This window comes from Paraburkholderia sediminicola, from assembly GCF_902859805.1.
In the GTDB taxonomy this organism is placed as follows: domain Bacteria; phylum Pseudomonadota; class Gammaproteobacteria; order Burkholderiales; family Burkholderiaceae; genus Paraburkholderia; species Paraburkholderia sediminicola.
In genome coordinates, this window is record NZ_CADIKC010000006.1 from 335,556 (window position 1) to 362,078 (window position 26,523).

Below are 26,523 nucleotides of genomic sequence, written 5' to 3' on the forward strand. Positions count from 1 at the left end.
CGCAGGCCTCTACAGCGAGACAGGACGCAATGGACGCACGAGCGAAAACAGGTGTTTCGATCCGATCGGCAGCGAAACGTTATGGCCCGGTCGTGGCTCTCGACGACGTGTCGCTCGACATCGCCCCGGGCGAATTCGTCTCGCTGCTCGGCCCGTCCGGGTCAGGCAAGACCACCCTGCTCGGCATTCTCGGCGGCTTCGTGCAGCCCAGTTCAGGCGCCGTGTGGGTCGGCGAGCGCGACATTACATTTGCGCCGCCGCACAAACGGGACATCGGCATCGTCTTTCAGAACTACGCGCTCTTTCCGCATATGAGCGTCGGCGAGAACGTGGCGTTTCCGCTGCGCGCGCGCCGTCAGCCCAAAGCGACGTGGGCAAAGAAAGTCGCCGATGCACTCGCGATGGTCGAACTCTCGGGCTACGAAAGCCGCGGCATCGGGCAACTGTCCGGCGGCCAGCGCCAGCGCGTGGCGCTCGCCCGCGCGATGGTCTTCGAGCCGCAACTGATCCTGATGGACGAGCCGCTCTCCGCGCTCGACAAGCAACTGCGCGAAACCATGCAGATCGAGCTGCGGCGGCTGCATCGCAAGCTCGGCGCGACGATCGTCTATGTGACGCACGATCAGCGCGAGGCGCTCACCATGAGCGATCGCGTGGCCGTGCTGAAGAACGGCCGGCTCGTGCAGATCGACACGCCTGAGCGGCTTTACGACCGTCCGTGCGACGCGTTTGTGGCGAGCTTCATCGGTGAGGCGACACTGCTCGCCGTGACACGCGCCGGCGACGATGCCGTGCGTCTCGGCGACACGATTCTGCGCACCGCGCATCCGCTGCCGCGCGGCGACAAACTGCTGCTCGCGGTGCAGACCGAGAAGCTCGTCATCGACGGCGGCGATCGGCGCGACGACGTGAATCGTCTGTCGTGCCATGTCACCGAGGTGCTGTACCAGGGCGAAAGCCTGCGCGTGTTCGCAACGCTTGCCGATGGCACGGCCATCAGCCTCAGACAGCCCGGCGGCCACGACGCGCGCCGGCGCATTCCCGAGCCGGGCGCACCGATGAGCGTCGTGCTCGATCCGCAGGACACGATCGTCGTGCCCGCCTGACTCCACTTTTTTGACCGCCCACGCCCGGACACGGGCATTCCCTCTTCCGATTCACAGCCCATTGCAAAAGGATGATTTCATGAAGCTCACCGATTTCAAGGTCCTGACGTTCGACGTCGTCGGCACACTCATCGACTTCGAGCGCGGCGTGCTCGCCTCCGTGCGGCGCCTCGGCGGGCCGGCCGCGAAGGACCTGACCGACGACCAGATTTTCGAGCCGTACATGCGCGGCCGTGCGACCCATCCGGGCCGCTCGAGCCACGAAATGGCGAACGTCTACCTGTCGCTGGCGAAGGAACTCGGTCTGCCCGACGACGCGCAATCGGCCGCCGCCTTCCAGCGCGACGTGCTCGAATGGCCCGCCTTCGCGGATTCGGTCGCGGCGCTCAAGCGTCTGCGCAAACACTTCCGCCTGGTTGCCATGACCAATGCGGACCGCGTCGCGCTGTCGGCCTACGCGCACACGCTTGGCGATCCGTTCGACGACACGGTCTGCTGCGACGAAACCGGCGTCGCCAAGCCCGATCCGCAATTCTTCGCGTACAACCGCGGCCGTCAGGCGGCATTCGGCTACAAGTTCGGCGAGATCCTGCACACCGCGCAAAGCCAGTACCACGACATCGGCGTCGCCACGGAACTCGGCTATGCGACCTGCTGGATCGAGCGCCGTAAAGGCAAGCGGGGCTTCGGCGCTACGCCGGTGCCCGAGGCTGTCACGACGCCGACGTTCACGTTCCCGACGCTCGCCGAACTCGCGGACGCCGTCGAAGCCGAAGCACGTCTCGCCGCGTAAGCCGATGCTCGCGCCGACGGCACGCCCCTCGCCCCTGCCCGACTCGCTCTGGCAAGCGCTCGTTGCCGCATCGCCCGATGCGGGCGCGGCCGTTAGCGCCGGTGCGCCGCTCACGCGCGATCTCGACGTCGAAGTCGCGGTGATCGGCGCGGGCTATTCGGGCCTCGCCGCCGCCTATGCGCTGCAAAGGCGCGGTGTCGGTTGCGCCGTACTCGACGCGAACGTGGTCGGCTGGGGCGCGAGCGGGCGCAATGGCGGCGTGGTGTCGTCAAAATTCAGGCTGTCGTTTCCCACGATCGACCAGTTGCATGGCTTCGATACCGCGAAGCGCATGCACCGGCTCGCGCATGAAGGCGTGCGGGTGGTCGAATCGCTAATCGACGAGTTCGGACTCACGCAGGCCCGCTTCGAGCATACGGGCAGCCTGCGCTGCGCGCACACCGAGCGCGCGCTCGCGGCGATCTGCGCCGAAGCCGACTGGGTGCGCGCGAAGCTCGGCGATACGTCGATGAGTGTGCAATTGCGCGCCGAAGTCGAGCACGAGACGGGTTCGAAGGGTTTTGTCGGCGGTGTGCTGAGCGCGGATGCCGGCACGATCCTGCCGCTCGAATATGTGCGCGGACTCGCGCGCGGCATAACGCTGCGCGGCGTACCGATCTACGAATCGACGCCGGTACTGCAGATGCACCGCGCGCCCGGCGATACCCATGTGACGCTACGCACACCAGGCGGTACGGTGCGCGCGAAGCAGGTGATCGTCGCGACCAATGCCTATTCGGACCTCACGCCGGCCACCTCGCCGTATCAGCGCGAACTCGTGCCGTTCCGCAGCGCGATGATCGCCACCGAGCGCCTGCCCGCTGAGCTCGACGCACGCCTGATGGTCGAGCGTCGCAGCTACACGGAAACGCGCCGCATGATGAAGTGGTTCCGCAAGGTGGACGGTCGCATGCTGTTCGGCGGCCGCGACGCATTCGGCAAGGAAGGCCAGACGACCGGCTTTGATGGGCTGCAGCGCGCGATGGTCGCGCTCTTTCCTGATCTCGCTGACGTGCGGGTGGCGTATCGCTGGTCGGGCTATGTCGGCATGACGTTCAATTCGCTGCCGCATGTCGGGCGCAGCGACGATGTCACGACCTTCTGTCTGGGGTATAACGGAGCAGGCGTCGCGATGGCCAGCCTGCTCGGACAGCATGCTGCCGCGCTCGCTCTCGGCGAGACGCCTGAGCTTTCGCTGCTCGGCGCGCCGGGTCTGCGACCCGTGCCGTTTCATTCGCTGCGTGCGCCGGGTGTGCGGCTCGTCGCCGCGTGGTATCAGTTTCTCGACGCCGTAGGTGCATGATGACGACCGCCAAACGGATGCTCCAAGGACACTCATTGATGCAGGCCACCGAGTCCGATCCTGCCGCGCGCTACCAGCGCCGCGAAGATCGCACGATGCTTCTCCTGATGGCGCCGGCGCTCCTTGTGATCGTCGTGCTGCTCGTCGTGCCGCTTGCCTGGCTGTCGTGGCAGTCGATCTATCACGACGGCTTCACGCTCGAGAACTATCGGCGCATGTTCTCGGGCGCCTACCTCGAAACCTTCCTGCTCACGTTCAAACTGAGCATCATCGTGACCGTCATCACGCTGGTGCTCGGCTATCCGGTGGCCTACTTCGCGGCCTCGGTGTCACCGAAGCTGAGCGCGCTTGTGCTCGGCATGGTCATCCTGCCGTTCTGGACGAGCGTGCTCGTGCGCACTTACGCATGGCTCGTGTTGCTGCAGCGCACGGGTCTCGTCAACAAGGCCTTGATCGCCTCAGGTCTGATCGATCGGCCGGTGCAGCTCGCCTATAACCAGTTCGGCACGATCATCGCGATGGTTCATATCCTGCTGCCGTTCATGGTGCTGCCGCTCTATTCGGCTATGCAGAAAATCCCGCCGAATCTCTCGCAGGCGGGCGCGAGTCTGGGCGGCTCGCCGCTGCATGTGTTCATGCGCGTGTTCCTGCCGCTTTCGATGAGCGGCGTGTTCGCAGGCGTCACGCTCGTGTTCGTGCTGTGCCTCGGCTTCTACATCACGCCCGAGTTGATGGGCGGTGGCAAGTCGATCATGGTGTCGATGGTGGTGAGCCGCAACGTCGAGATCTACAACAGTTGGGGCGCGGCGAGCGCGGTGAGCGTCGTGCTGCTGATCTGCGTGTTCGCGATTTTCTATGCCGCGAGCCGCGTGGTGTCACTCGAAAAGACCCTGGGGGCGAAATGACAAAGCTCTCGTTCGGACGGATCGTCCTAGGCGCGGCGGTCGTGCTGATCCTGCTGTTCCTCATGGTGCCGGTACTGATCGTCGTGCCGCTGTCGTTCTCCGACACGCGCTTCATGACCTTCCCTCCGCCCGCCTATTCGCTGCGCTGGTATCACTCGTTCTTCGACAACCCCGCGTGGATCGACGCCGCGCGCACCACGCTGATCGCCTCAACCTGCGCCGCACTGCTCGCCACACCACTCGGCGTGTGCGCCGCCTATGCGATCCAGAACGGCACGCATTGGATCATGCGCTACCTGCGCACGCTGCTGATGCTGCCGTTGATGGTGCCGATCATCATCGTCGCGGTGGGCGTGTTCTTCGTGTACTCGCAGGCCGGCTATGTGAATACGCTCGGCGGGCTGATTCTCGCGGATACGATGCTCGGGCTTCCGTATGTGCTGATCTCGGTCGGCGCCGACCTTCGCACCTTCGACCGCACTCAGGAGATGGTTGCACGCAGCCTCGGCATGAATCGCTTTCGCAGCTTCATGGCGGTGACGCTGCCGCAAATCAAGGCGAGCGTGATCTCGGGCGCTGTGTTCGTCTTCATTCAGGCGCTCGATGAAACGGTGGTCGCCCTCTTCGTGTCGGGCGGCTCGAACCAGACGCTGACGCGCCGCATGTTTGTCACGCTGCGTGACGAGATCGATCCGACCATCGCCGCGATCAGCACGATGCTTACCGCGCTGACGCTGTGCCTTGTGATGATCGTCGTGGTGAGCCGGCGCTCCGGCGCGGCACGCGCCTGAACTCCTTCTACTCACCACTCACATGACCAATGCACTGAAGTTCTATATCGACGGCGCCTGGGTCGAGCCGTTGGGCACCGTACGCCTGCCCGTGATCGATCCCTGCACCGAAGAAGCGTTCGCCGAAGTCGCGATGGGCACACCCGCCGATATCGATCGCGCGGTTGCTGCCGCAAAACGCGCGTTCACGTCGTTCTCGCAGACCACGCCTGCAGAGCGTCTCACGCTGATCCGCCGCATTCTCGAGGTTTTTCTCGAACGTCACGACGAGATGGGCGACACGATCTCGCGCGAACTCGGCGCCCCGCGCGCGATGGCGCATGCGTGGCAGGCAGGAATCGGGCGACGGCATCTCGACGAATTGATCCGTACCTGCGAAACGTTCGAATGGCAGCGCAAAAAAGGCACCACGCTCGTCAATCACGAGCCAGTGGGCGTCGTTGCGCTGATCACACCGTGGAACTGGCCGATCAATCAGATCGTCTGCAAGGCCGCACCCGCCATCATGGCCGGCTGCACGATGGTGCTGAAGCCCAGCGAAGTCACCCCGCTCAACGCGCTGCTGTTCGCCGAGATTCTGGACGCCGCCGGCGTGCCGCCGGGGGTTTTCAATCTTGTGAACGGCGATGGGCCGACCGTCGGCGCGGCGCTTGCAGCGCACCTCGATGTCGACATGGTGTCGTTCACCGGCTCGACGCGCGCGGGCATCGAGATCGCGAAGCTCGCGGCGCCGACCGTCAAGCGCGTGCATCAGGAGTTGGGTGGCAAATCGGCCAACATCCTGCTGGACGACGTCGACTTTGAAGCCGCCGTGACGGCGGGCGTCAACTCGTGCTTCAACAACAGCGGCCAGTCGTGCAATGCGCCGACGCGCATGCTGGTGCCGGAGGCGCGTCATGACGATGCGGTGGAGATCGCCCGGCGGGCGGCAGAAGCACATCGCGTCGGCCCTGCAGACCACGAGCGCACGACGATGGGGCCGGTTGTCAGCAGCGTGCAGTTCGAGCGCGTGGAACGGCTGATCGCGATCGGCATCGACGAGGGCGCGCAAGTCGTGGCTGGTGGCCTCGGTCGTCCACAAGGTCTGGAACGCGGCTATTACGTGCAACCGACTGTGTTCGCGAACGTGCATCCGTCCATGACGATCGCGCGCGAAGAAATTTTCGGCCCCGTGCTCGCGATCATGCCGTATCGCGACGAAGAAGACGCAATCGCGATTGCGAACGACAGCCCCTTCGGTCTCGCGGCCTATGTGCAATCCGCCGATCACGATCGCGCGCGGCGCGTGGCGTTCAGATTGCGGGCGGGCAGCGTGTACCTGAACTATCCGTCGTGGGACGCGGCCTCGCCTTTCGGCGGCTACAAGCAGTCGGGCAACGGACGCGAATACGCCGAGTGGGGGCTCGAAGCGTTTCTCGAGGTGAAGGGCATCGTGGGGTATGGAGACTGAGGCGACTAAGGCTACTGTACTTAGGACGATTGAGCGGCTCTGCCGCTTGCCGGGCCAGCGCGGAGCTTCAGCATGACTATTCCGGCCCGGCGCAGCGTTCAAACCCGGCCACGCAGCATATCCGCGATGCGCTCCGCGATCATGATGGTCGGAATATTCGTGTTGGCGCACGGTATCGACGGCATCAGCGACGCATCGCAGACGTAAAGCCCGTCCACGCCATACACGGCGCCCCGCGCATCGCAGACAGCGAGCGGATCGTCCACGGCGCCCATCCGGCAGGTTCCCGACGGATGCCAGGTGCCGCCCACCGAACGCGTGACGAATTGCGTCAGTGCACGATCGTCGGCGAGCAAATCCTTAAGCGTTACGCCTTGAGTGACCACGCGCCGCACGAGCCATGCGCGAAACGGTCCCGCGATGTCCAGCAGCGCGCTCAGCACGCCGCGTTGTAACGCATTCCACGCACCCGGCACGGCCACACTCGCGACACGCGGTGAATAACTCGAAGGCAGGTGTGTCGTGCAATGTTTCGCCATCATCGGATCGGCCAGCGTTTCAGCGCCGAAACGCAACGCCCGCTTCAGGCGTTCGAGATCGCGAGCATCGGACAGCATGTTGAAATCGACAGCGGGTTCGCTATGCGGACTCGCCGACTGAAGCGTCACCCGGCCGCGCGAGTACGACTTGTTCACCCAGAAGAAGATCGTGCCGAGACGATAGCCGACCGAATGCCAACCCGAGCGCGACAGGATCGCGCCGTGCATGTCGCCAGGCACGCTGCCGTGAACGCCTGACGAAAAGCGCACGATGGCCTGTTCGTGATGCTCGTCGGGAAACGGTGTGCGAGCGGTCCGCGGCAAAACTGCGGAAACAGCGATCGACGGATGCTCCATCAGATTGCCGCCGACGCCGGCCCGGTCCGCACGCACTTCGATACCGAACGCGGCGAGCTCAGCGGCCGGCCCGATGCCGCTTCGCATCAGCAGCGCAGGACTGTGGATCGCGCCGGCGCAGATGATGACATGCGCAGCGCGCAGTTCTTCGCTGGCGCCATCTCCGCCATCCCTGCCCTCGCTGCCGACGATGCGCGCACCGACTGCACGCGTGCCGTCGAATATCACGTGTTCGACGAGCGTTCCGGTGCGGATCTGGAGGTTCGAACGGGCGCGCACAGCATCGTCGAGATAGCAGACCGACGTCGGGATACGCTCACCGGCCTCGCTAACCGCGATCGATCCGATGAACGTGCCGTCCTCCCATGCGCCGTTCTGATCGTCGCGCCGCACGTGACCGCGCTCGGCGAGCGTGCCGAGCACCGCGCGCACGAAGGGCGAGATCTGCGCCCACTTTGCGCGCTGGATGCGGACCGGACCGCTCTTACCGTGCAGTTCGCCGTCGAAGTCGCAATCGGATTCGAGTTTTCGGAAGTACGGCAGGCAGGCATTCCAGTTCCAGCCGTGTGCGCCGAGCGCGTGCCATTCGTCGTAGTCGGCGGGCGCGCCGCGATTTGCCATCAGCGCGTTGATCGCCGAGCCACCGCCGAGCAGGCGCGCCTGTTCGTAGCGTCGTGTCGTCGCCGACATGCTCATACGCGCTTTCAAACGCTGCCAGATGTTCGCCGTGTCGAGATAAGCACGGCCGGGATACCGGCTGCGCACGGCTGCAGGCATGTCTGTCTGCGAGATATTGCGGCCGGCCTCGACGAGACAGACGGTCTTGCCGGCGTCTTCGGACAGGCGCGCAGCGAGCACACAGCCAGCCGACCCGCCGCCGAGAATCAGATAGTCGATCACATTCGATGGTTACGCGGGCGTTAAAACGTGCGCGCGAGCCTGGAAGCCCACGCGACCAGACAGGCCTGCGCCTTTTACTGCATGAACTTGAGCCAGCGCGCCTTCGCCTGAATGCCGGCGTCCGAGGCCCACCACTCCTCCGACATAAGCGCCTGCTTCGCCGCGTTATCTGGCGAGCTCGGCAGCTCACTCGCGCGTTTCGCGTCGATCTTGCCGGTCTTGAAGGCAGCCGGATTGCCCGGACCATAGTCGATGTACAGCGGCAGGTTCGCCTGCAAGTCGGGCGAGACAGCGGCGTTGACGAATTTGATCGCGTCGGCGAGGTTCGGCGCGTTCTTCAGCACGCACAACTGAGTGTTCTGCAAAATGCCGTCGTTGAACGTGAAGTCGATATCGGGGTTGTCTTTACGCACGGCGCTCGCGCGGCCGTTCCAGATCATCGTCATGTCGACTTCGCCGTCGTGCAGCAATTGTGCCGACTGTCCGCCCGAGGTCCACCAGACGGTCACGTCCGGCTTGATCTGTTGAAGCTTTTTAAACGCACGATCGACATCGAGCGGATAAAGCTTGTCGCGCGGCACGCCGTCTGCCAGAAGCGCGGCTTCGAGTACCGTCTGCGGATCGTTGCGCAACGCGCGCGTACCGGGGAATCCCTTCACATTCCAGAAATCGGCCCAGCTCTGCGGCACTTTCTTTAACGACTTCTTGTTGTAGCCTATCACCGTCGAATAGAACTCATAGGCGACTGAATACGGCGTGCGGTATTTCTCGGGCATCGCCGCCCCATTCGGAATCTTCGAGAAATCCAGCTTCTCCAACAGACCTTCGTGGCCGCCACGCAGGCAATTGGACGTCGGCGTATCGACTACGTCCCAGATCGGCTTGCCGGTTGCGGCCTGAGCCTTGATCTGCGGCCACGCATCCGGGATGCTGTCCTGGTTCACCGTAATGTTCAGCAGTTTCGCAGCAGGATCGAGGATCGCCTTGGTCTGCGCTTCCTGATACGTGCCGCCTTGAGAAACAAAGGTAATCTTCCCCGCAGCAAAAACAGGCGTGAGACACGCAGGCACCAGTCCCGCGACACCAAGAATCAGAACCGCCGCCAGCGGGCGCAACATGGGCTTCTTGATCACGACTTTGTCCTCGAAAGGGTTAAGCGAAAGAGATCATGGATGTAATGCGCATTGAGCCCAATATAGTGAGTCTATTTAATGGCGACAACGCCGCAATTGTTGTGGTGCCCATGACATGACGTTATGGGTCTGCCGCTTCAGTCCGCGGCTTCCGTCCGCCGCGATGATGCTTGAAGCAACGCCCGCCGCCGGACCCGCGCGATCTCAGCTCATCCAGTACTTGTCCGGGATCCTGCGATCCGCTTCGGAAAGGAACGGATTGTCGAGGACGAAGACCTTGCGGCTCGCGAGGTCGGAACGGACCAGCCCGTCCTGAATGTAGGGATGCGAGTTGAAAAGCCGCATAAACGATCCGTCGAGATACGCCTTCTCCAGCCCCCTGTTAATGGTCTGGGCCAGGCTTGCGTGTTTCGTGGAGACGTAGAAAATAAAGTCCGACCGGTATTTCAGAAGCAATCGCTTCTCGACGACAAGATTCCGATCCCTGTGTCGCGGCTCGTCCAGTTCCGCGAAAGCTTCGATGACACCGCGCGGAAAATAGTCCAGCCGGCCGCCCTGAACCATGTCGAACACGGTCTCATAGGGAACCGTGTCTATGTTCAGACCGGCTGCTCTCATGATTTTTGTGTCGATCCAGCCAAGCCCCTGACCACCCGTCAATGCCTTCAGATCGGCGAGGCTCCCCACCTTGTCGAAATCGGCCTGACGATCTTTTTGTATGACAAAAATCCGGTAACCGATCAGTCCGCGATTGATAGGAATCCGTACCACGTTCAAGCCGCGCTCAGCCTCAGCGTCGGTGCTCGTCCAGAGCAGATTGATGGCGTTGCTCCCACCAGCCAGCTCTGCCAGCGCGCGTCCCCGTTCCATCAGGACGTCAGCCTGCCGCGCCACGTAATCGGCGCCGGCCGCTTTCATTGCGAGGTCGAGCACCGCCAGGGGGAAGATCGCACGTGCCCGATCTTCGGGGCGGTAATGCGGGTAAACGATATCGAATGGATCAGCGGATGCTGCATGCGCACTGAGCGTCACGCCCGCCGCACTCAGTGCAGCCAATACAAAACGCCTGCGATGCATAGGTATAGTCGACACATGTGCGACTCGCCAGTACTGGCGCGGATCGCACAGAATCACGCCCGGTCAAAAAACCATCGTGCCACGATTCGTGTAGGCATACAAACTCATTTCACTCGCAAAGCATTACATGACCACGTGGTCATGTTCGCAGCCCTGATCACCACGCGCTCTTCAAACCAGCAATGTCGCGTGGACCGCCGTCCCATAACACAGCACCTCGGTGATGCCCCTCGCTATCTCGGTTGCGTCATACCGCATGCCGATGATGCCGTTTGCGCCCAGATCCGCAGCCTGCACAATCATGCGGTCGTATGCGTCCTGCCGTGCTCGCTCACACAGCGACGTGTAAAGGGTGATGTTGCCTCCGAAAATCGTCTGCAGCGACGCGCCAAGCGCGCCAACGACGGATCGGGACCGAACGATGATCCCGCGAGCGATGCCGAACGAACGCTCTATCCTGTGTCCCGGAAGGTCAAACGCTGTCGTCACCATGTGTCGTTCTATCATTGTCTTCTCCGTGCTCGATTGATCGCTTGCGTTTCATCGGGAGTGCTTTCAAGGCTCTTTATTGTAGCGAGGCACGTGCTGGGATTGCTGACTGGATAGATATACGGTAACGCGCCAGTCAGCCGGGCAATGCGGGCATCTTATGAACACCACGCGCTGCCCGGCTGAAACTGTCATGCAGCGAGTTGCGGCGCAGCAGGGAAGTCCACCGGTACGTGAGTCGTCGAGTGCAGGTAGTTAGTGACGGTCTTGTCACCGATCACGACGATCGTGTCGACCAGATTCGCCTTGGTCCAGCCCGCAGCGAAGAACGCATCCACAAGCGCCTGATCGGCATGCCCGCGGTTGACCGCGATGTTCTTCACCAGGCGCGCGAGCGCGTCGAACTTCGCGTCGAAACTTGCCTTGCCACTGCGGATTTCGAGAATCTGTTCGTCGGTGAAGCCGCTCATTTTGCCGATCATCGTGTGGGCGGCCAGACAGTATTCACAACCGTTGACCTGACTCACGACGAGGTTCACGATTTCGCGCGCTTTGCCGGCGATCGTGCTCTTCGCGTTCTGGAACGCGAGGTAATTGCCGAGCGCATGCTCCGAATGGGCCAGCGTTGCGTAGAGGTTAGGCACTGTGCCGAGACTGCTCTTGAGCTTGTCGAAGATGGCCTGGTTAGCCGGGGAAACTTCGTCGCGTGTCGGGACGTTGATGGCGGTCATGTGATGCTCCTGAGTAAAAAAGATGAATGAAGTCGAATGAAAAAACCGTGCGTCATTGCGCCGTATAGGCGCCGTCGACTGCAATGCTCTGTCCGGTGAGGTAGCGCGCCTTGTCGCTCGCAAGGAAGACGATGGTCTGGGCGATCTCGTCCGGAGTCGCCGCGCGTCGCGCCGGTATCGTCGCGAGGAAACTGGCCTTGCCCTCCTCGCTGCCGCCGGCAAAACGGTCGAGCATTTCGGTGGCAACAGGACCCGGCGCCACGGCGTTGACGCGCACGCCTGCGGCGGCGCCTTCGAGCGCCGCGCTCTTCGTGAGACCTTCAACCGCATGTTTGCTGGCTACGTAGACCGATGCACCCGCAATGCCCACCTGCCCTGCGATCGACGAGAGATTGATGATCGAGCCCGCGCCCTGCTCCAGCATCACGCGCATTTCGTGCTTGAGCGACAGCAGCGTGCCGAGCACGTTGACCGAGAACGTGTCTTCGTAGTTGGTCGCTGTCTGTTCGGCGATCGGCGCCAGTTGACCTTCCGTGCCTGCGTTGTTGACCGCCACGTCGAGGCGTCCGAAACGCGCCACGGTCTGCTCGACCACGCTACGTACTTCGGCTTCGAAACGCACATCGGCGCGCAGGAATTCGGCTTCAGCACCGAGCGCACGCAATTCAGCGGCAAGCGCCTGACCTGCCTCTTCGCGACGGCCGCTGACGACAACGCGGTTTCCTTCGCGAGCGAAAGCAAGAGCGGTAGCGCGGCCGATGCCGGTCAGCGCGCCAGTGATAAGAACGACGGGTGAGTTCATGTCCGTACTCCTTGGGTTGGGTTGCATCGAATCGCGTTTGCGATGACTGCACTTTGACTGAGTCCAGATTGGGGATATAGATGGTGTATGCTCATATGACTGATTCCATGCAGGAATATATTGAGCGAAAATGGACAAGCTGCAGGCAATGAAGACGTTCGTGCGCGTGGTGGAGGCCGGCAGTTTTTCCGCGGTCGCGCACGAGGCCGACACCACGCAAAGTGCCGTGAGCAAACAGGTGGCGGCGCTGGAACGCGAACTGGGCGCGCGGCTGCTGACGCGAACCACGCGTTCGCTCGCGCTAACGGAAGAAGGTGAACACTATTTCGAGCAGGCGCGGCGTCTGGTCGCGGAGATCGCGGAGGCAGAAGGCGCGCTGCGGCGCGGCGAGCAGCAACTGACGGGCTGGTTGCGGATCGCGGCGTCGGTCGGCTTCGGGCGCCTCAAGCTCATGCCATTGGTTCAGTCGTTTCTGGCAGCGCATCGGGGCGTGAAGATCGACCTGCGCCTGAGCGACGGTTTTGTCGATCTTGTGGAACAGGGGATCGACGTCGCGGTGCGGCTCGGCGATCTGCCGGACAGCAGTCTGATCGCGCGTCGCGTGGGAACGGCCCAGCGGATGCTGATGGCGCATCGCAGCTACGTGCGCTCACTGCCCAAAGGAACAAAAGCGCCACGCGTTCCCGACGATCTCGTCGAGCACAACTGCATCGTCTACACCGAACTGGCGATGCGCAACGCGTGGCGCTTTACGGCGGGGCCCGGCGCGACAGATCCGGTGGGAACCACGCGCATCGTGCGGGTCGAAGGCAATCTGCAAACCAACAGCAGCGAGGTCATGCGTGCCTCGGTGCTCGCGGGTATGGGGATCGGCTATTCGCCGACGTGGCTGCTCGATGACGAGTTAGCCAGTGGCGAAGTGCTGCGGATGTTGCCGGACTGGGACACGATCCCCATCCCGATCCATCTGGTGAGCCCGCTGGAGCGCCGGCATTCGGCCAAGGTGAAAGCGTTTGCTGAACATGTCGGCAAGGCGATGGCTCAGAGCTGAAAGCCGACACCACGCACGGGCAGACAGCGGCTCAGAAGCATCGAAACGTTTAGCCCACTACCGTGGGTGGGCCGCTGGCTCCGGAGCCAGCGGCGCGGTCAAACCATCTATCGAGCGTGATAACGGTCTGAGCGAGGCCTACGCCCCGATCACGTTCCGGCGTTCACGAGCGCCTTCGGCACAGCATGTTGCTGCAAACCCCATTTCGCCAGGATCTTCTGGTAGGTGCCGTCGGCGATCAGTTGATTGAACGCATTGGTCAGCGCCGTATTGAGCGCTGCGTTGTCCTTCGACATACCAAGCGCGGTGTACTGCGACAGGAACGGCTGGCCAATCGGCGCATACGCGTTCTGCTCAATCGAGTTCTGGTACGGCAAGGTTTCGCCGCCCTGCACCGCCGCATCGATCCGGTTCTGGCGCAACTGCATGCGCGCGTCCGACGAGCCATCCGTACCGACTACCTTGATGGGCGGCTTACCTGCCTTCACGCAATGCTCATTGCTCCACTTTGTGGTGTCGTTGACAAACGATGTGCGGCGGCTCGTTCCGACAGTCTTGCCGCACAACGCGTCCATTGTCGCGAACTCACCCGCACGCGCCTTCACCGTATAGAACTGTGGGCCCGTCGTGATGTAGTCGAGGAAGTTGACCGCTCCGCGGCGCTCGGGAAGATCGGTCATGCCCGACAGGATCACGTCGACGCGCTTCGTGGTCAGCGCGCTCATCATCTGGTCGAAGTTGGTTTCCTGCCATTCAAGCTTGACACCGAGCTTCGCGGCGAGTGCTTCGCCGAGATCAACGTCGAAGCCCATCAGCTTGTCGGTGGCCGGGTCCTTGTATTCGAACGGCGGATAGTTCGGCACGATCGCCGCGACGAGCGTGCTCTTGCCAATTGACGGAGCAGTTTGTGCATGAAGCAGCGGTGCATGCAGCGCCACGACGCCAACCACCAGGGTGAACCATTCACGCAAACGAAGGGACGCGTTCATAGAAACTCGCTTGTTAGAAGAATCTGAAAAGCGGGTCCCAGGCGGAACCCGCGCTTGTGTCATCTTGTGATCATCTTGTGATCAGGAAAGCACGGCCGAGATGAAATCCTGCGTACGTTTGTGTTTTGGTTGCCCGAGCACCTGATCAGGCGTGCCGGTTTCCACCACCTGCCCCTGATCCATGAAGACCACCCGGTTGGCTACCTCGCGTGCAAAGCCCAGTTCATGCGTCACCACGATCATCGTCATGCCGCTTCGCGCCAGGTCCCGCATCACCGCCAGCACCTCGCCCACGAGTTCAGGATCCAACGCCGAGGTCGGTTCGTCGAACAGCATCAGTTGAGGATGCATTGCCAGTGCACGTGCAATCGCCACCCGTTGCTGCTGTCCACCGGACAGTTCCACCGGAAACGCATCGCACTTATGAGCGAGCCCTACGCGCGTGAGCAACGAACGCGCCTCTTCTTCCGCTTCCGCGCGACGCCGTTTCAGAACCTGCACCGGACCTTCGGTCACGTTCTCCAGCACCGTCTTGTGCGGGAACAGGTGGAATTTCTGGAACACCATGCCGGTCGACAGACGCTGGCGCGCCACCTGCCGCTCCGACAGTTCGTGCAGCCGGTTGCCCACCCGCCGGTAGCCCGCCAGTTCGCCGTTCACCCACAGCGCCCCGTCGTTGATTTTCTCCAACTGGTTGATGCACCGCAAAAACGTGCTCTTGCCCGAGCCCGACGGCCCGATCACGCACAGCACTTCGCCTTTGGCCACATCCAGCGTGATGCCCTGCAAGGCCTTGAACTCGCCATATGATTTGCGCACGTCGACCGCGCGAACGATTGAATTCATGTCGGCTCCTTGTCCTGTCGTCACCGGCGCCTTCATTGCCGGCCCGAGGCACGTCCCGCCCCGCGGGCGTAGTGCCGCTCCACCCGCGACTGCGCGAACGACAACACCGTCACCACCACCAGGTACCAGACTCCGGCCACCATCAGCAGCTCGATCACCCGTGCATTCGCGTAGTAGATGTTCTCGGCGTTGTGCAGCATCTCCGCGTACTGGATCACGCTCGCGAGCGACGTCATCTTCACCATGCTCACCGTCTCGTTACCGATCGGCGGCACAATCACCCGCATTGCCTGCGGCAGAATGATCCGGCGCAGCGCCTGCAGCCGCGGCATGCCGATCGACTTGGCCGCTTCATACTGACCCGTGTCCACCGACAACAGCCCCGCGCGCACCACTTCCGACGTGTACGCCCCCTGGTTGATCCCCAGACCCAGCAACGCCGCGAGGAACGGCGTCATGATGTCCACCGTGCGAAATTCGAACAGGCCCGGAATGCCCATCGACGGAAACACCAGCGCCAGGTTAAACCACAGCAGCAGTTGCAGGATCACCGGCGTGCCGCGAAACAGCCACACATAGCCTTGCGCGACCGCTTGCAACACCGGATTGGATGACAGCCGCATGAGCGCGGTGATCACGCCGAGCGCCACGCCCAGCATCATTGCCAGCACCGTCATCACGATCGTGTTGACGAGGCCGGTCAGGATCGAACGCGCCGTCAGGAAGCGCGCGACGTAACTCCACTCGATCTGCCCATGCGCGAACGCCAGCACCACATACCCGATCACCGCGATGATCGCCGCCGAGGCTACATAACGGCCCCAGTAGCGGCGCCGAACATGCTCCAGATGCGAAATGTCGGTGACGTCTTCATTCGTCTCTGTCATCTGCTTCTGAGCCTCCGCGGGCAGTACCGCCCGATCGTTGGAAACGCTTACCATGATGGCCCCCTGTAGTCGGCCGCCCACGCAGTCTGCCGGTCGATCGCCGCGCGCAGCCGGGTGATCTGCTCTTCCACGCGAGCCGGCGCTGTGCCGCCGTAGCCGCTGCGCGCGGCCACCGCCGCGTCGAGCGTGACGTGTTCCAGAACCGACGCTTCCAGCCGCGCATCCACCTGCGCCAACGTCGCCACTGACACCTCGCCCAGCTCGATGCCCTGCTCTTCACACGTTCTCACCAACGCGCCCGTGATCTCGTGCGCCTCGCTGAACGGAATACCGCGCAGCGCGAGCCAGTCGGCCACCTCCGTGGCGAGCGTGAATCCTAGCGGCGCCTGGCGGCGCATCTCGGCCACGTTCACCTGCATCGTGCGGATCATGCCAGCCATTGCCGGCAATACCAACTCCAGCGTGTCGATACTGTCGAACGCGGCGATCTTGTCTTCCGCCAGATCGCGGTTGTACGCGAGCGGCAGCGACTTCAACGTCGCCAGCAAGCCGCCAAGATTGCCGATCAGCCGCCCCGCCTTGCCGCGCGTGAGCTCCGCGATGTCCGAGTTCTTCTTCTGCGGCATGATCGAGCTGCCCGTGGCGTAGCCATCGTCCAGCACGACCCAGCCGAACTGGCGCGTCGTCCACAGGATCACTTCCTCCGACAGCCGCGACAGATTCACCGACAGCATGCTCGCAATGAACACGAACTCCGCCACGTGATCGCGCGAGGCGACCGCGTCGATCGAGTTCTCGCACGGCGCGTCATAGCCTAGCTCCACAGCCGACAGTTCTGGGCGCACGCAGATCGCCGAGCCCGCCAGCGCTGCCGCGCCCAGCGGCGAGCGCGCGCTGCGCCGGTCCCAGTCCACCAGACGATCGACGTCGCGGTAAATCGACTGCGCATGCGCCAGCAAGTGATGCGCGAACACGACCGGTTGCGCCGGCTGCAGATGAGTAAAGCCCGCCGTCACACTGCGGGTGTGCGCATCGGCCTGTTCGATCAGTGCGTTCTGCAAATCGATCACCGCGTGCGTCAGCGTGCGTGCCTTGTCGCGCAGAAACAGGCGCAGGTCGTTGGCCGCCTGGTCGTTGCGCGAGCGGCCCGCGCGCAGCTTGCCGCCGGTGGCGCCCAAACGCTGTGTCAATTCGCGCTCGAGGAACGTGTGCACGTCCTCGTCATCCTGCGACGGTCCGATCTCGCCTGCAAGGTACTGCGCTTGCAACGTGTCCATTTCGCCCAGCAGTTGCTGCAGTTCTTCCTCGGTCAGGATCTGCGCACGGCGCAGCTCCTGTGCATGCGCGCGGGAACCGGCCAGATCGTAAGGCGCGAGCCGGAAGAAGCTCGGGTCCGAGCGCGACAGCGCCTTCAGCGCCGCCGACGGCCCCGTCTTGAAACGCCCACCCCACAAACGCTCGATCGGTTCAGAAATGTTCATCGCTGCCAGCCCTCAGTTAAATTGACCCTACTGTACGTATCCAGTTTTTCTTCTTGTAGCGAGAATTAAATTCCGTTCAAATGAAATTTTTCTCAGCATCTCGCCCCACCTCATGCGAAACCGTCTGCCACCGCTCAATCCACTCCGCGCGTTCGAGGCCGCCGCGCGGCGCTCGAGCGTGGCCGGCGCCGCGCAGGAGCTGCACGTGACCGCCAGCGCGGTCAGCCATCAGATCCGCATTCTCGAAGAGTCACTCGGCGTCACGCTGTTTGTCAGATCAAAGGCGCGCGTGAAGCTGACGCGCGAAGGCGAGGCCTTGCTGCAGCCCGTCAAAAACGCCTTCGACATGATCGCCAACGCCGTGGTCAAACTGGACTCACCGGAGATGGCCGGCGATCTCGTCGTGTCCACGCCGCTGCTGTTCACGTCGCGCTGGATGGCCCGGCACATCGGCGAGTTTCTCGACCAGTACCCGGCCATCAATCTGAAAGTGATCCCCTCCAACGACGACCGCGAGGTGTATTCGCCGGACGTCGACGTATGCGTGCGCTACGGAGAAGGCCGCTGGCGCGATCGTCACGTCACGCTGATTACGCATCCCGCACTGTTTCCGGTGGTCAGCCCCGCCTTGATGAACGGTCCCAATGCGATCCGCAAGACCGAGGACCTCGCGGGCAAAGCGCTGTTTTGCGAGCACTCGGGATCGTGGATGCGATGGCTCGCACATGCATCGGCGGACAAACTCGAGGGCATCAGGATTCTGGAAATCGGCAATGCGCATATCGGTATCGAAGCAGCGATTCACGGTCAGGGCGTGGCGCTCGGCGACAGTTTCTCGGTGCGGGACGACCTGATGGACGGCACGCTGATCCGGCCGTTCAACATCACCGTCCCGTCTCGACACGCGTATTACCTGGTGTCCCGGCAGGAGTTGTCCGATACGCCGCTCGTGTCGGCGTTCGCCATGTGGCTGAGCGAAAACGTCGAGTGATCCGGCTGCTTCAATGATCCTTCGCACCGTTCATCGTCACCTGCTGAACCGCGCTCGATTGCAGGCCCCACTTCGCCACGATCGCACTGTAGGTGCCGTTGGCGACCAGCTTGTCGAGCGCGGCCCGCACCGCATCGCGCAGCTTCGGATTGGATTTCGCAAAGGCGATCCCTTCAGGTGAGGCGGCGAACGGTTCGCCAATCGGTTTGTAGGTGTTCGGTTCGAGCTTCATTGCGTATGGCAGGGTTTCGCTGCCCTGCACGCCCGCCACGATTCGCCCCTGCTTCAATTGCATACGCGCAGATGACGTGTCTTCCGTACCCACCACCGTGATCGGCGTCTTGCCGACGCAGTTCTTCACACTCCATGCCGCGGTGTCCGCCGGGAACGACGTGCTGCGGCTCGTACCGACCGACTTTCCGCACAGATCCGCCGACTGCCGGATCTCGCCGCCATGCGCGCCCGTCAGGATGTAGAACTGCGCGCCCGAATTCAGGTAGTCGAGAAAGTCTGCTGCATCGCGGCGCCCCGGCACGTCGCTCAATCCGCTCAGCACCATGTCCACTCGCCCGGTCGCGAGCGAGGGCAGCAACTGTTCAAACGCCGACTCCTGCCAGTCCAGCTTGACGCCGAGTTGCTTCGCGATCGCATTGCCGAGGTCGATATCGAAGCCGGTCAACTCGCCGCTCTCCGGGTCTTTGTATTCCATCGGCGGATAGATCGAGTTGACCGCGACCTTGATGACCTTGGCCTTGGCGATCGAATCAGGCAACGCTTGCGCATGAGCAGCAGCGCCGAAGAGAAATGTCGACAGGCAGACTGCCATCAAACGGGACGCAGCGCGCAGCGGGTTCGGCTTGGACATGGAGAACATACCTTTAAAGAATTGAACGCTTGTCATCAAAACTATTGAGTTTCCGTTGTGGCCTGTCGCGCTACCGCAGCACGGGTGTGGCCTCGGCATCGCCGCCGAGCCACGATAGAAGCGTGCGCGCGTCGGCGAGATTGTCCAGATCGAGTACGGCATCGGCAAGCGCGTTTGCCGACGTGTCGTCGAGCGTCATGGTGGCCAGCGCGTGGTACTTCGACAGCAGGTCTGCATCCGACAACGGATTGCGCGGATCGCCGAGCGGCGTGAGCACCTGGCGCGAGCGCGGCATCTCATCGGCGATCGTGAGCGTGACGATGGGTTCGTCCAGATCGGACATCGTCAGATCGACTTCGAGTGTGATGCGCTCCATCATCGCGGCCATGCGCGGATCGGTTCGCGCAGCCTCGAGATAAGCGGCAATTCCCGCGTGGCCATAGACCAGCACCGAAGCGACTGCATACGGCAAACTCATCTGCGACGAGGCCAGGTTGCGCAAGTCGCGGCCACCGCACATGCCTTCGACGAATGCGCTCAATCTGACGTGCACGCTGGAGAGCCTGTCCGGGTCAAATCTGATGTCACGCAGTAGATCGAGCGTGGCATCGACTGCCGCATGTGTGCTGCGGCACGATGCGTGTGGCTTGATCGAGCAACGCATGATCTTCCACGTGTCGCCCAGTTCGTGCAGCAAGGCTTCGGGCTTCTGCGTGTCGGGCGCGAACGCGTTGAAGAAGCCGCCCCACACGTCCGCGAATACCTGCGTCGGGCCACTGACGTTTTCACGCGCCAGCAATGCCGCCAGCAATCCACCTTCAGCCGCGCGGCCGGTGTGCATGCGTTTCGTTTGCGACGCGTCGTGAATGAAACCCCACAGGCCGCCGCTGAAGCTACCCGCATGGCCGAACGCCGCGCCGGTTTGCACGGCGTCGAGTCCAAGGAGGCGCGCGCTTGCCGCCGCCGCGCCGAACACGCCGCAGGTCATGGTCGAATGCCAGCCGCGTGCGTTGTGCGGCGAATATCCGCCGCACGCTTCGAGCACTCGTCGGCCAACGTCGTAGCCGAGCACCACGGCCGCAAGAAACTCTCGCCCCGACACCGGGCGCGATGAGCAGGCAAGCGCCGCGAATGCGGCGGGCAGCACGACCGCGCCGGAATGATCGCAGCCGCCGGAGTCGTCGAGTTCCAATGCATGCGCGGCGACACCGTTGACGAAGGCCGCGTTGCGCGGGCCGAGCGACTGCCGCGTGCCCCAGACCTGCGCGACACCGGGTCCGTCGCCGGACATGACCGCCCGCGCGCTGCGCGACTCGATAGCCGCGGCACCGGCCAGCGACGCGCCGAGCGTGTCGAGAATATGGCGCTTGGCCTTATGGACGACGGCAGCAGGCAGTGCATCGTTGGGTACGCCGGCGACGAATGCCGCCAGTTGCTCCGACAGCGAAAGATCACGCGCGCTCATCGTGCAGCCTCGCGATGCCGTGCAAAAACGTCGACCGGATGACCGGGTTCGTTACCGTCGACATTCTGGCGCCACCAGTCCGCCACTTCCGCGCCGGTCGCGAACCACACGTCGTCGTGCGAACGCATCTCCGCCAGCAACTCGCGCAACACATCAATACGTCCCGCTGTACCGATGAGCTCCGGATGCAGCCTCAGCACAAAGCACAAACCGAAGCGGCGGAACGCCGCGAAATCCTGCTTCCAGTTCGCCAGCACTTCCCGATATGAGGGGATCCTTGGCTGTCCAACCGGTACTGCAGGCGAGAGGTTATAGACGAAGTACGGCTCGTCTTCGAGTTCATAGTGAAGCGGCAGTTCGATCAGCGGCGGCGTGTCGCTCGCCATGACCCTACCAGCGTTCGCGTCGGCATCAGGCAGATGGAAATACGGCAGATCGTCGCCGCGCCATGAAGACGACCATGTGACGCCTTCGCTGCGCAGAAAGTCCGCGAAACCTGGCGCCCAATTGCCGGTGAAGGAACGAAAACCCTGCACGCGCCGACCGAGCGTGTCGACGAGCGCTTGCTGGCCCGCGAGAAACGCTTGCCGTTGCTGATCGAACGTGAGGGTGTCGAAGTTCTCACAGCGAAATCCGCTTGTGCCGATTTCGTGCTGCTGCGCGTCGATACGATGCAGCAAATCCGTGTGGGTTTGGGCAACGCGTCCGGGCAGGAACCAGCTCGAGCGGACATCGAACTCATCGAGCGCGTCGAGCACGCGATCCACGCCCCGCTTCGCCCCATAGCGCCAGACCGAAAGCGATTTCTCGCGACCCGCGATACGCGGCTCCTGAGTCAGGATGCCGTGTTCGTCGTTGAAGTCGACCGTGACGACCACCGCGCAGCGCGCGTTGTGTGGCCAGTGAAGTGCATTCATGCGCTGAACTCCTGCGCGTGTCCCGACGTATTGTTATCGAGCCACCATTGCGCGACGTCGCGGCACGTGGCGAACCATACGTCGCCTTGTGCCTGCATGTGATCGATCAGTCTTTCCAGTAGCGCAATCCGGCCGGGTTTGCCGGACACTTTTGGATGAAATAGCGTGGTCAGGCAAAGTCCGTCGCGATGCGAGCCGTCGAATTCACGGCGCCAGTTGTCGAGCGTCGTGTCATAGCTGGCAATGCGATCGAGGCTCGCCGGAAAATCCGGGTTGCGGTGATAAGCCAGCGACGCATAGTCGTCGAGCTCCCAGCGGCCCGGAATTTCAACCATGGGCTCGGCGATACCCTCGGCGTGCAGCAGATAAGGACGATCGTCGCCACGCATCGAACTCGAATAGCGCACGCCGGCTTCCATCAATACGCGAATTGTGTCCGGCCCCCAGTCGCCCGACGGCGTGCGAAAACCAACCGGCTGCATGCCGAGATACCTGGCGAAGACTTCCGCTGAGCGTTCCATCACGGCGCGTTGGCCGTCGCGATCCAAGGTCCAGAAGGCCTCGTGCCGGTACCCGTGGTAAGCGATCTCGTGGCCGCCCGCGATAATCGCCGCACATTGATCCGGCCAGTTTTCGACCACCCAGGCCGGCACGAAGAAGGTCGCCGGCACGCGCCGCTCGTTGAGCATATCGAGCAGACGGCCAAGCGCACGCCACGGGCCGTAACTGCCCAGGGTGAAATACGACGGGTTGGTCCAGATCGAACCGTTGAGCATCGCATCGCCGGTCGGGCCGTCGAGATCGAACGCGAGCGCGACGCAGGAACGGTGTCCTTCCGGCCAGCGCGGCGCGCTCAGAGTCAGCTCGCGCTCGATATACGCCATTCGGGAAACGTTGCCCGATTCCTCAGACGCACTTGCACCGTGTGCATGGCTTTGCGACGCTCGCATACCCTGTTGCAAGGGCAATGTGACGGTAGATCGGATCAAACGAAAACTCCCTTGAACGCATTGTTCGACACGGCGTCGATCCGGTGTTTCTGCCCGCTGGGTAAGGCAAACCCGATCCTTGGCGCTGGCCGCGTGGCACTCCCGGCGAGGCTGTTTCGGGTATGGAAATCCGGACTTGTTGAAGGGATTTAAGAACGCCAATTTTCCGGCCACAAACGGTAAAATCTCATGGTTACCATGCGAGTTGTGCATAAATGAAGATCGAACGTTATCCTCCCTTCAACGTGCTGCAAACCCTGCTGGTGGTGGCTCGTTGCGGCAATTTCACGGCTGCATCGCAACAGCTGTTTCTCAGCCAGAGCGCGGTGAGCCGGCATATCCAGCAGATCGAGGAGTATTTCGGTTGCGCGCTGTTCGTCAGGCACACCCGCATGGTCGTGCAGACTGCGGAGTGCCAACGGCTGGTGCCGATCGTCGAAGAATTGCTGGCAACCGCGCGCCGCTCGATGCACATCACCAACTCCGGCGGCCAGACCATTACCCTGCGTGTCACGCCCACGCTGGCGGCGCGCTGGCTGTTGCCGCGCCTGACCGACTTCTACGCTGAAGTTCCAGGTACGCAGTTGAATATCGACACCGCATGGTTCCTGCCGACCAATTTCGGTGAAGGCACGCTCGACGCCGCGATCCTGTTCGGAACCGGCAATTGGGAAGGACTGGAAGCCACCTGTCTGATGCGCGAGAGATTGACGCCGGTCTGCTCGCCGCAGATCGCCAGCGGCACACCCCCGCTCGTGGAACCCGAAGATCTGAAACACCACACGTTGCTGCATTCCAGCTTCGGCCGGCGCGGCTGGATTTTGTGGCTGCAGCAGGAAGGCAACCTTGCCGCACATACGTATCGGGAGCAGGTGTTCGACACGCTGGACCTCGCATTCAGCGCTGCGGCACGTGGGTTGGGTGTGGCGCTGGGGGATCTGAACCTGGTCGGAGAGAATCTCACCAGCGGCTCACTGGTGACGCCGTTCAGGCGAGTAGTGGAGACCGGGGCTGGATATTATCTGGTGCATCCGCCGCGCAATGAATATCGCGAGAAATTGAAGCCGCTTCTTCGGTGGTTGCAGGCGAGTGTTGCGGCGTAGTCCGCAGCAGTGCGCGTGTTTCACATGCACGCGGCATCGGTTCGGACAACTTGTCCGCACTGTCAGGAACCGCACCCTTCTTCATCTTTCGTGGCTAAGCCGCTACCTTTGCGACATGCAAACCGACCCCGGCTACGGGTTTGTGCATGCGCTGGTACGCCCTCGTAGCCCGTCTTGAATGGAGAACTCAGTATGTCCAGTACGTTCAGAACTTACGTCATTACAGGTGCAGGATCCGGCATTGGCCTGGCCACCAGGCAGCTACTCGAAGCACAGGGTCATCGTGTGATTGGCGCGGATATTCGCAATGCCGAAGTCGTTGCGGACCTCGGTACGCCTGAAGGACGCACTGCGCTCGTCGAGCAGGTGACGAGACAAAGCGGTGGTTCGATCGACGCCGTTCTCGCCGTGGCAGGTGTCGATATTGCGGGCCCCGCCACCGCTGCAATCAACTATTACGGCGCCGTGGCGACGCTGCAAGGGCTCCGGCCACTGCTGCTGAAATCGTCGGCTCCTCGCGCCGTGGCGGTCTCCTGGATTACCTCCGTCCATCCTCACGATGAGCAACTCCTGAACATGCTGCTCAACGGCACGGAAGAACAGGCATTGGAGCGAGCACGAGACGCGAGTTACGTCTACGCGACCACCAAGCGAGCGCTATCACGATGGATCCGGCGCAGTGCGATCAGTGCGGACTGGGCAGCCTCGGGGATACCGCTGAATGCGCTTGCGCCAGGACTCGTCAAGACCGAATTGCTGGCGCGACTTTTCGAAGACCCCGATAAAAAGCGCGCTGTTAGCGCCGGCACCCCGATGCCACTCGGCGGTCCGTACGAGCCCGCAGCGGCGGCCGAGTTCCTTGCCTGGCTCGCCAGCGAAAAGAACGGTCATATGACCGGCCAGACTATTTTCATCGACGGCGGCGCCGATGCGGTGATTCGTGGCGACTCGGTCTGGTAGATCGCTGGGCGATCTACTCCGGGAACGTTTTCGTTACGACATGCACCGCTCGTCTGCGATTTAACGCGACTTCTCGAGCGGCACGTGCTCACTGATGAAATCGATGAACGCTCGTAGCTTTGGCGTGATATGTCTGCCGGACGGCCACAACAGTTGAAAGGTGTTGTGGTCGGTCGTGTAGTCGTCCAGAACCGTCACCAGCCTGCCGTCATTGAGGGCGTCGCGCACCGTGAAGTCCGACATATAGGCAATGCCGAGACCTTCCAGCGCGAAGCACAGGCGCGCCTCATTGGTATTGCACGTCACCGTCGTGGCGAGTTGCGCTTCGGGTTCGTCGGCGTCGTGCCGCAGTTGCCAGACCTGCAGTTTGCCCGTGTTCGGCATGCGGAATTGAATGCAGGCGTGCTCGGCGAGTTCTCCCGGATGCGCCGGCTTCCCGCAGCGTTCGAAATAGTCCGGCGCGCCGACGAGCAGCATTCGGAAAGAGCCCAATCGCCGTGAGGTCAACCGGGAATCCTCAACGTCGCCACTGCGCACGACCGCGTCGTAACCCTCTTCGATCACATCGACCTTCCGGTTGTCGAAGTCGAGATCGAGTTCGATCGCGGGATAACGCCGCTGAAAATCGGCGAGCACAGGTAGAAAGGGCTCACTGATCATAGGCAAGCCTATGCGCAGCCGCCCCTTGGGGACCGCCGATGCCTCGGACAACTCGGCCTGCGCCGCGTCGAACTCCGCCAGGATGCGCCGCGCGCGTTCGAAAAACATCTCGCCCTCGGCCGTCAGCGTGACGCTACGTGTGCTTCGATGAAACAACCTGACGCCGAGACTCTGCTCGAGACGAGTCACGCTTTTACCAATACCAGAAGCGGAAATACCCAGAATGCGGCCGGCAGCGACAAAGCTGCGTGTCTCGGCGGCCTGAACAAACACATTAAGCGCAACGCTATCCATAGTCTCGCAGCATCCATTACGCGGACACATTGTCCGCTCTATCGGGAACTCTAACCTACTTAATTCAAGCCTGAAAAGCCGTTACTTTTGCATGGCAGGCACGACGCGAACGCTTTGCCTCGTAGAGGTCACGACCTCTATTTCCGTCGAATTGAATATGCAGCGGTAGCGCACCGCTGCCTGAACAGGAACGCATGATGACAACCGGACCCGACTTTTTCGATCTCGCACACAAGCTCGAAGACACACGATGGCAGTTACTGCTGAATGCGGATGCTAACGCGCTAACCGATCTTCTTTCCGACGATCTGCAATTCGTGCATTCGAGCGGCCTGAAGGACGACAAGACGAACTATCTCGACGCCGTCCGGGCGGGCACGGTGATCTACCGAAGCGCCAATAGCCGCATCGAGACCGTCGTGCCCCTTGGCGATGAATCGTTCGTCGCGAGCGGCGCTCTGAAAATGGAAGCAACGGTGCGTGGAACAGAACGGAGTCTCCATTCGCTCTTCATGGTGGTGTGGCGCCGCGAGCAGGAAACATGGCGGCTTGTCGCGCACCAGACTACCTTGCTGCCGGCTTGAGCCGTTAACTACGTTATCCAAAGGAA

Annotated in this window: 26 protein-coding genes; 11 read left to right on the forward strand and 15 right to left on the reverse strand. The window is 62.4% G+C overall.

Annotation, left to right across the window (positions count from 1 at the left end; all coding sequences use genetic code 11):
* Positions 1 to 29: 29 nt before the first annotated feature.
* From R8871_RS22430 to R8871_RS22455, 6 genes are all read left to right on the forward strand, one after another.
* Positions 30 to 1,106, forward strand: coding sequence for an ABC transporter ATP-binding protein (locus R8871_RS22430; RefSeq protein WP_175052418.1), 1,077 nt, complete (start codon positions 30 to 32; stop codon positions 1,104 to 1,106).
* A gap of 79 nt (positions 1,107 to 1,185) precedes the next feature.
* On the forward strand, positions 1,186 to 1,899 hold the full coding sequence (locus R8871_RS22435; protein ID WP_175052419.1) for an HAD-IA family hydrolase: 714 nt from the start codon (positions 1,186 to 1,188) through the stop codon (positions 1,897 to 1,899).
* A gap of 4 nt (positions 1,900 to 1,903) precedes the next feature.
* Positions 1,904 to 3,241 carry an NAD(P)/FAD-dependent oxidoreductase gene (locus tag R8871_RS22440; RefSeq protein ID WP_175052420.1) on the forward strand — a complete coding sequence of 446 codons (1,338 nt, stop codon included), beginning with the start codon at positions 1,904 to 1,906 and terminating at the stop codon, positions 3,239 to 3,241.
* A 38-nt stretch (positions 3,242 to 3,279) separates the two neighbouring features.
* Entirely contained in the window at positions 3,280 to 4,146 is an 867-nt protein-coding gene (locus R8871_RS22445) for an ABC transporter permease (RefSeq protein ID WP_246287644.1), read from the forward strand.
* The gene (locus tag R8871_RS22450; RefSeq protein ID WP_175052422.1) at positions 4,143 to 4,937 is read left to right on the forward strand and encodes an ABC transporter permease; all 795 of its coding nucleotides are present in this window, start codon (positions 4,143 to 4,145) and stop codon (positions 4,935 to 4,937) included. Before R8871_RS22445 ends, R8871_RS22450 begins: the two co-directional genes overlap by 4 nt.
* 22 nt (positions 4,938 to 4,959) lie before the next feature.
* The gene (locus R8871_RS22455) at positions 4,960 to 6,387 is read left to right on the forward strand and encodes an aldehyde dehydrogenase family protein (protein ID WP_175052423.1); all 1,428 of its coding nucleotides are present in this window, start codon (positions 4,960 to 4,962) and stop codon (positions 6,385 to 6,387) included.
* Between the two features lie 98 nt (positions 6,388 to 6,485).
* Here the strand turns inward: R8871_RS22455 and R8871_RS22460 are convergent, their stop codons facing one another.
* From R8871_RS22460 to R8871_RS22485, 6 genes are all read right to left on the reverse strand, one after another.
* Positions 6,486 to 8,183, reverse strand: coding sequence for a GMC family oxidoreductase (locus tag R8871_RS22460; protein ID WP_175052424.1), 1,698 nt, complete (start codon positions 8,181 to 8,183; stop codon positions 6,486 to 6,488).
* Between the two features lie 74 nt (positions 8,184 to 8,257).
* Positions 8,258 to 9,316 carry an ABC transporter substrate-binding protein gene (locus tag R8871_RS22465; RefSeq protein WP_175052425.1) on the reverse strand — a complete coding sequence of 353 codons (1,059 nt, stop codon included), beginning with the start codon at positions 9,314 to 9,316 and terminating at the stop codon, positions 8,258 to 8,260.
* A gap of 204 nt (positions 9,317 to 9,520) precedes the next feature.
* Positions 9,521 to 10,372, reverse strand: a complete 852-nt coding sequence (locus tag R8871_RS22470) for a hypothetical protein (protein ID WP_322789522.1) — start codon at positions 10,370 to 10,372, stop codon at positions 9,521 to 9,523.
* 192 nt (positions 10,373 to 10,564) lie between these two features.
* Positions 10,565 to 10,900 carry a YbjQ family protein gene (locus R8871_RS22475; RefSeq protein WP_175052427.1) on the reverse strand — a complete coding sequence of 112 codons (336 nt, stop codon included), beginning with the start codon at positions 10,898 to 10,900 and terminating at the stop codon, positions 10,565 to 10,567.
* A 173-nt stretch (positions 10,901 to 11,073) separates the two neighbouring features.
* Positions 11,074 to 11,613 (reverse strand): carboxymuconolactone decarboxylase family protein, encoded by a 540-nt coding sequence (locus tag R8871_RS22480; protein WP_175052428.1) that lies wholly within the window; start codon positions 11,611 to 11,613, stop codon positions 11,074 to 11,076.
* A 52-nt stretch (positions 11,614 to 11,665) separates the two neighbouring features.
* Positions 11,666 to 12,415: an SDR family NAD(P)-dependent oxidoreductase gene (locus R8871_RS22485; RefSeq protein ID WP_175052429.1), complete on the reverse strand. Its 750-nt coding sequence runs from the start codon at positions 12,413 to 12,415 to the stop codon at positions 11,666 to 11,668.
* 130 nt (positions 12,416 to 12,545) lie between these two features.
* On the opposite strand from R8871_RS22485, the gene R8871_RS22490 reads away from it, so the two are divergent.
* On the forward strand, positions 12,546 to 13,466 hold the full coding sequence (locus R8871_RS22490) for a LysR family transcriptional regulator (protein WP_175052430.1): 921 nt from the start codon (positions 12,546 to 12,548) through the stop codon (positions 13,464 to 13,466).
* Between the two features lie 149 nt (positions 13,467 to 13,615).
* Here R8871_RS22490 and R8871_RS22495 read toward each other — a convergent pair whose 3' ends face one another.
* From R8871_RS22495 to argH, 4 genes are all read right to left on the reverse strand, one after another.
* Positions 13,616 to 14,455, reverse strand: a complete 840-nt coding sequence (locus R8871_RS22495; protein WP_175052431.1) for an ABC transporter substrate-binding protein — start codon at positions 14,453 to 14,455, stop codon at positions 13,616 to 13,618.
* Positions 14,456 to 14,536: 81 nt separating this feature from the next.
* Positions 14,537 to 15,301 carry an amino acid ABC transporter ATP-binding protein gene (locus tag R8871_RS22500; protein ID WP_175052432.1) on the reverse strand — a complete coding sequence of 255 codons (765 nt, stop codon included), beginning with the start codon at positions 15,299 to 15,301 and terminating at the stop codon, positions 14,537 to 14,539.
* 32 nt (positions 15,302 to 15,333) lie between these two features.
* A complete protein-coding gene (locus R8871_RS22505) occupies positions 15,334 to 16,188 on the reverse strand; it encodes an amino acid ABC transporter permease (RefSeq protein WP_217468907.1) in 855 nt (284 codons plus the stop codon).
* 47 nt (positions 16,189 to 16,235) lie between these two features.
* A complete protein-coding gene (gene argH, locus R8871_RS22510) occupies positions 16,236 to 17,669 on the reverse strand; it encodes an argininosuccinate lyase (RefSeq protein WP_217468908.1) in 1,434 nt (477 codons plus the stop codon).
* A 112-nt stretch (positions 17,670 to 17,781) separates the two neighbouring features.
* Here argH and R8871_RS22515 point away from each other — a divergent pair, with 112 nt between their 5' ends.
* Positions 17,782 to 18,660, forward strand: coding sequence for a LysR substrate-binding domain-containing protein (locus R8871_RS22515; RefSeq protein ID WP_175052434.1), 879 nt, complete (start codon positions 17,782 to 17,784; stop codon positions 18,658 to 18,660).
* A gap of 10 nt (positions 18,661 to 18,670) precedes the next feature.
* Here the strand turns inward: R8871_RS22515 and R8871_RS22520 are convergent, their stop codons facing one another.
* The 4 genes from R8871_RS22520 to R8871_RS22535 all read right to left on the reverse strand — a co-directional run bounded on the left by R8871_RS22520 (position 18,671) and on the right by R8871_RS22535 (position 22,896).
* Positions 18,671 to 19,525, reverse strand: a complete 855-nt coding sequence (locus R8871_RS22520; protein ID WP_246287645.1) for an ABC transporter substrate-binding protein — start codon at positions 19,523 to 19,525, stop codon at positions 18,671 to 18,673.
* A 70-nt stretch (positions 19,526 to 19,595) separates the two neighbouring features.
* On the reverse strand, positions 19,596 to 20,990 hold the full coding sequence (locus R8871_RS22525) for an MmgE/PrpD family protein (RefSeq protein WP_175052435.1): 1,395 nt from the start codon (positions 20,988 to 20,990) through the stop codon (positions 19,596 to 19,598).
* Positions 20,987 to 21,907: a polysaccharide deacetylase family protein gene (locus tag R8871_RS22530; RefSeq protein ID WP_175052436.1), complete on the reverse strand. Its 921-nt coding sequence runs from the start codon at positions 21,905 to 21,907 to the stop codon at positions 20,987 to 20,989. The genes R8871_RS22525 and R8871_RS22530 overlap by 4 nt, the downstream gene beginning before the upstream one ends.
* A complete protein-coding gene (locus R8871_RS22535; RefSeq protein WP_246287646.1) occupies positions 21,904 to 22,896 on the reverse strand; it encodes a polysaccharide deacetylase family protein in 993 nt (330 codons plus the stop codon). Before R8871_RS22535 ends, R8871_RS22530 begins: the two co-directional genes overlap by 4 nt.
* Before the next feature lie 215 nt (positions 22,897 to 23,111).
* Here R8871_RS22535 and R8871_RS22540 point away from each other — a divergent pair, with 215 nt between their 5' ends.
* On the forward strand, positions 23,112 to 23,999 hold the full coding sequence (locus tag R8871_RS22540; protein WP_175052437.1) for a LysR substrate-binding domain-containing protein: 888 nt from the start codon (positions 23,112 to 23,114) through the stop codon (positions 23,997 to 23,999).
* 192 nt (positions 24,000 to 24,191) lie between these two features.
* Positions 24,192 to 24,959, forward strand: coding sequence for an SDR family oxidoreductase (locus R8871_RS22545; RefSeq protein WP_175052438.1), 768 nt, complete (start codon positions 24,192 to 24,194; stop codon positions 24,957 to 24,959).
* 60 nt (positions 24,960 to 25,019) lie between these two features.
* Here R8871_RS22545 and R8871_RS22550 read toward each other — a convergent pair whose 3' ends face one another.
* A complete protein-coding gene (locus tag R8871_RS22550; RefSeq protein WP_175052439.1) occupies positions 25,020 to 25,913 on the reverse strand; it encodes a LysR family transcriptional regulator in 894 nt (297 codons plus the stop codon).
* A 194-nt stretch (positions 25,914 to 26,107) separates the two neighbouring features.
* On the opposite strand from R8871_RS22550, the gene R8871_RS22555 reads away from it, so the two are divergent.
* On the forward strand, positions 26,108 to 26,497 hold the full coding sequence (locus R8871_RS22555) for a nuclear transport factor 2 family protein (RefSeq protein ID WP_175052440.1): 390 nt from the start codon (positions 26,108 to 26,110) through the stop codon (positions 26,495 to 26,497).
* The last annotated feature ends 26 nt before the right edge of the window (positions 26,498 to 26,523 follow it).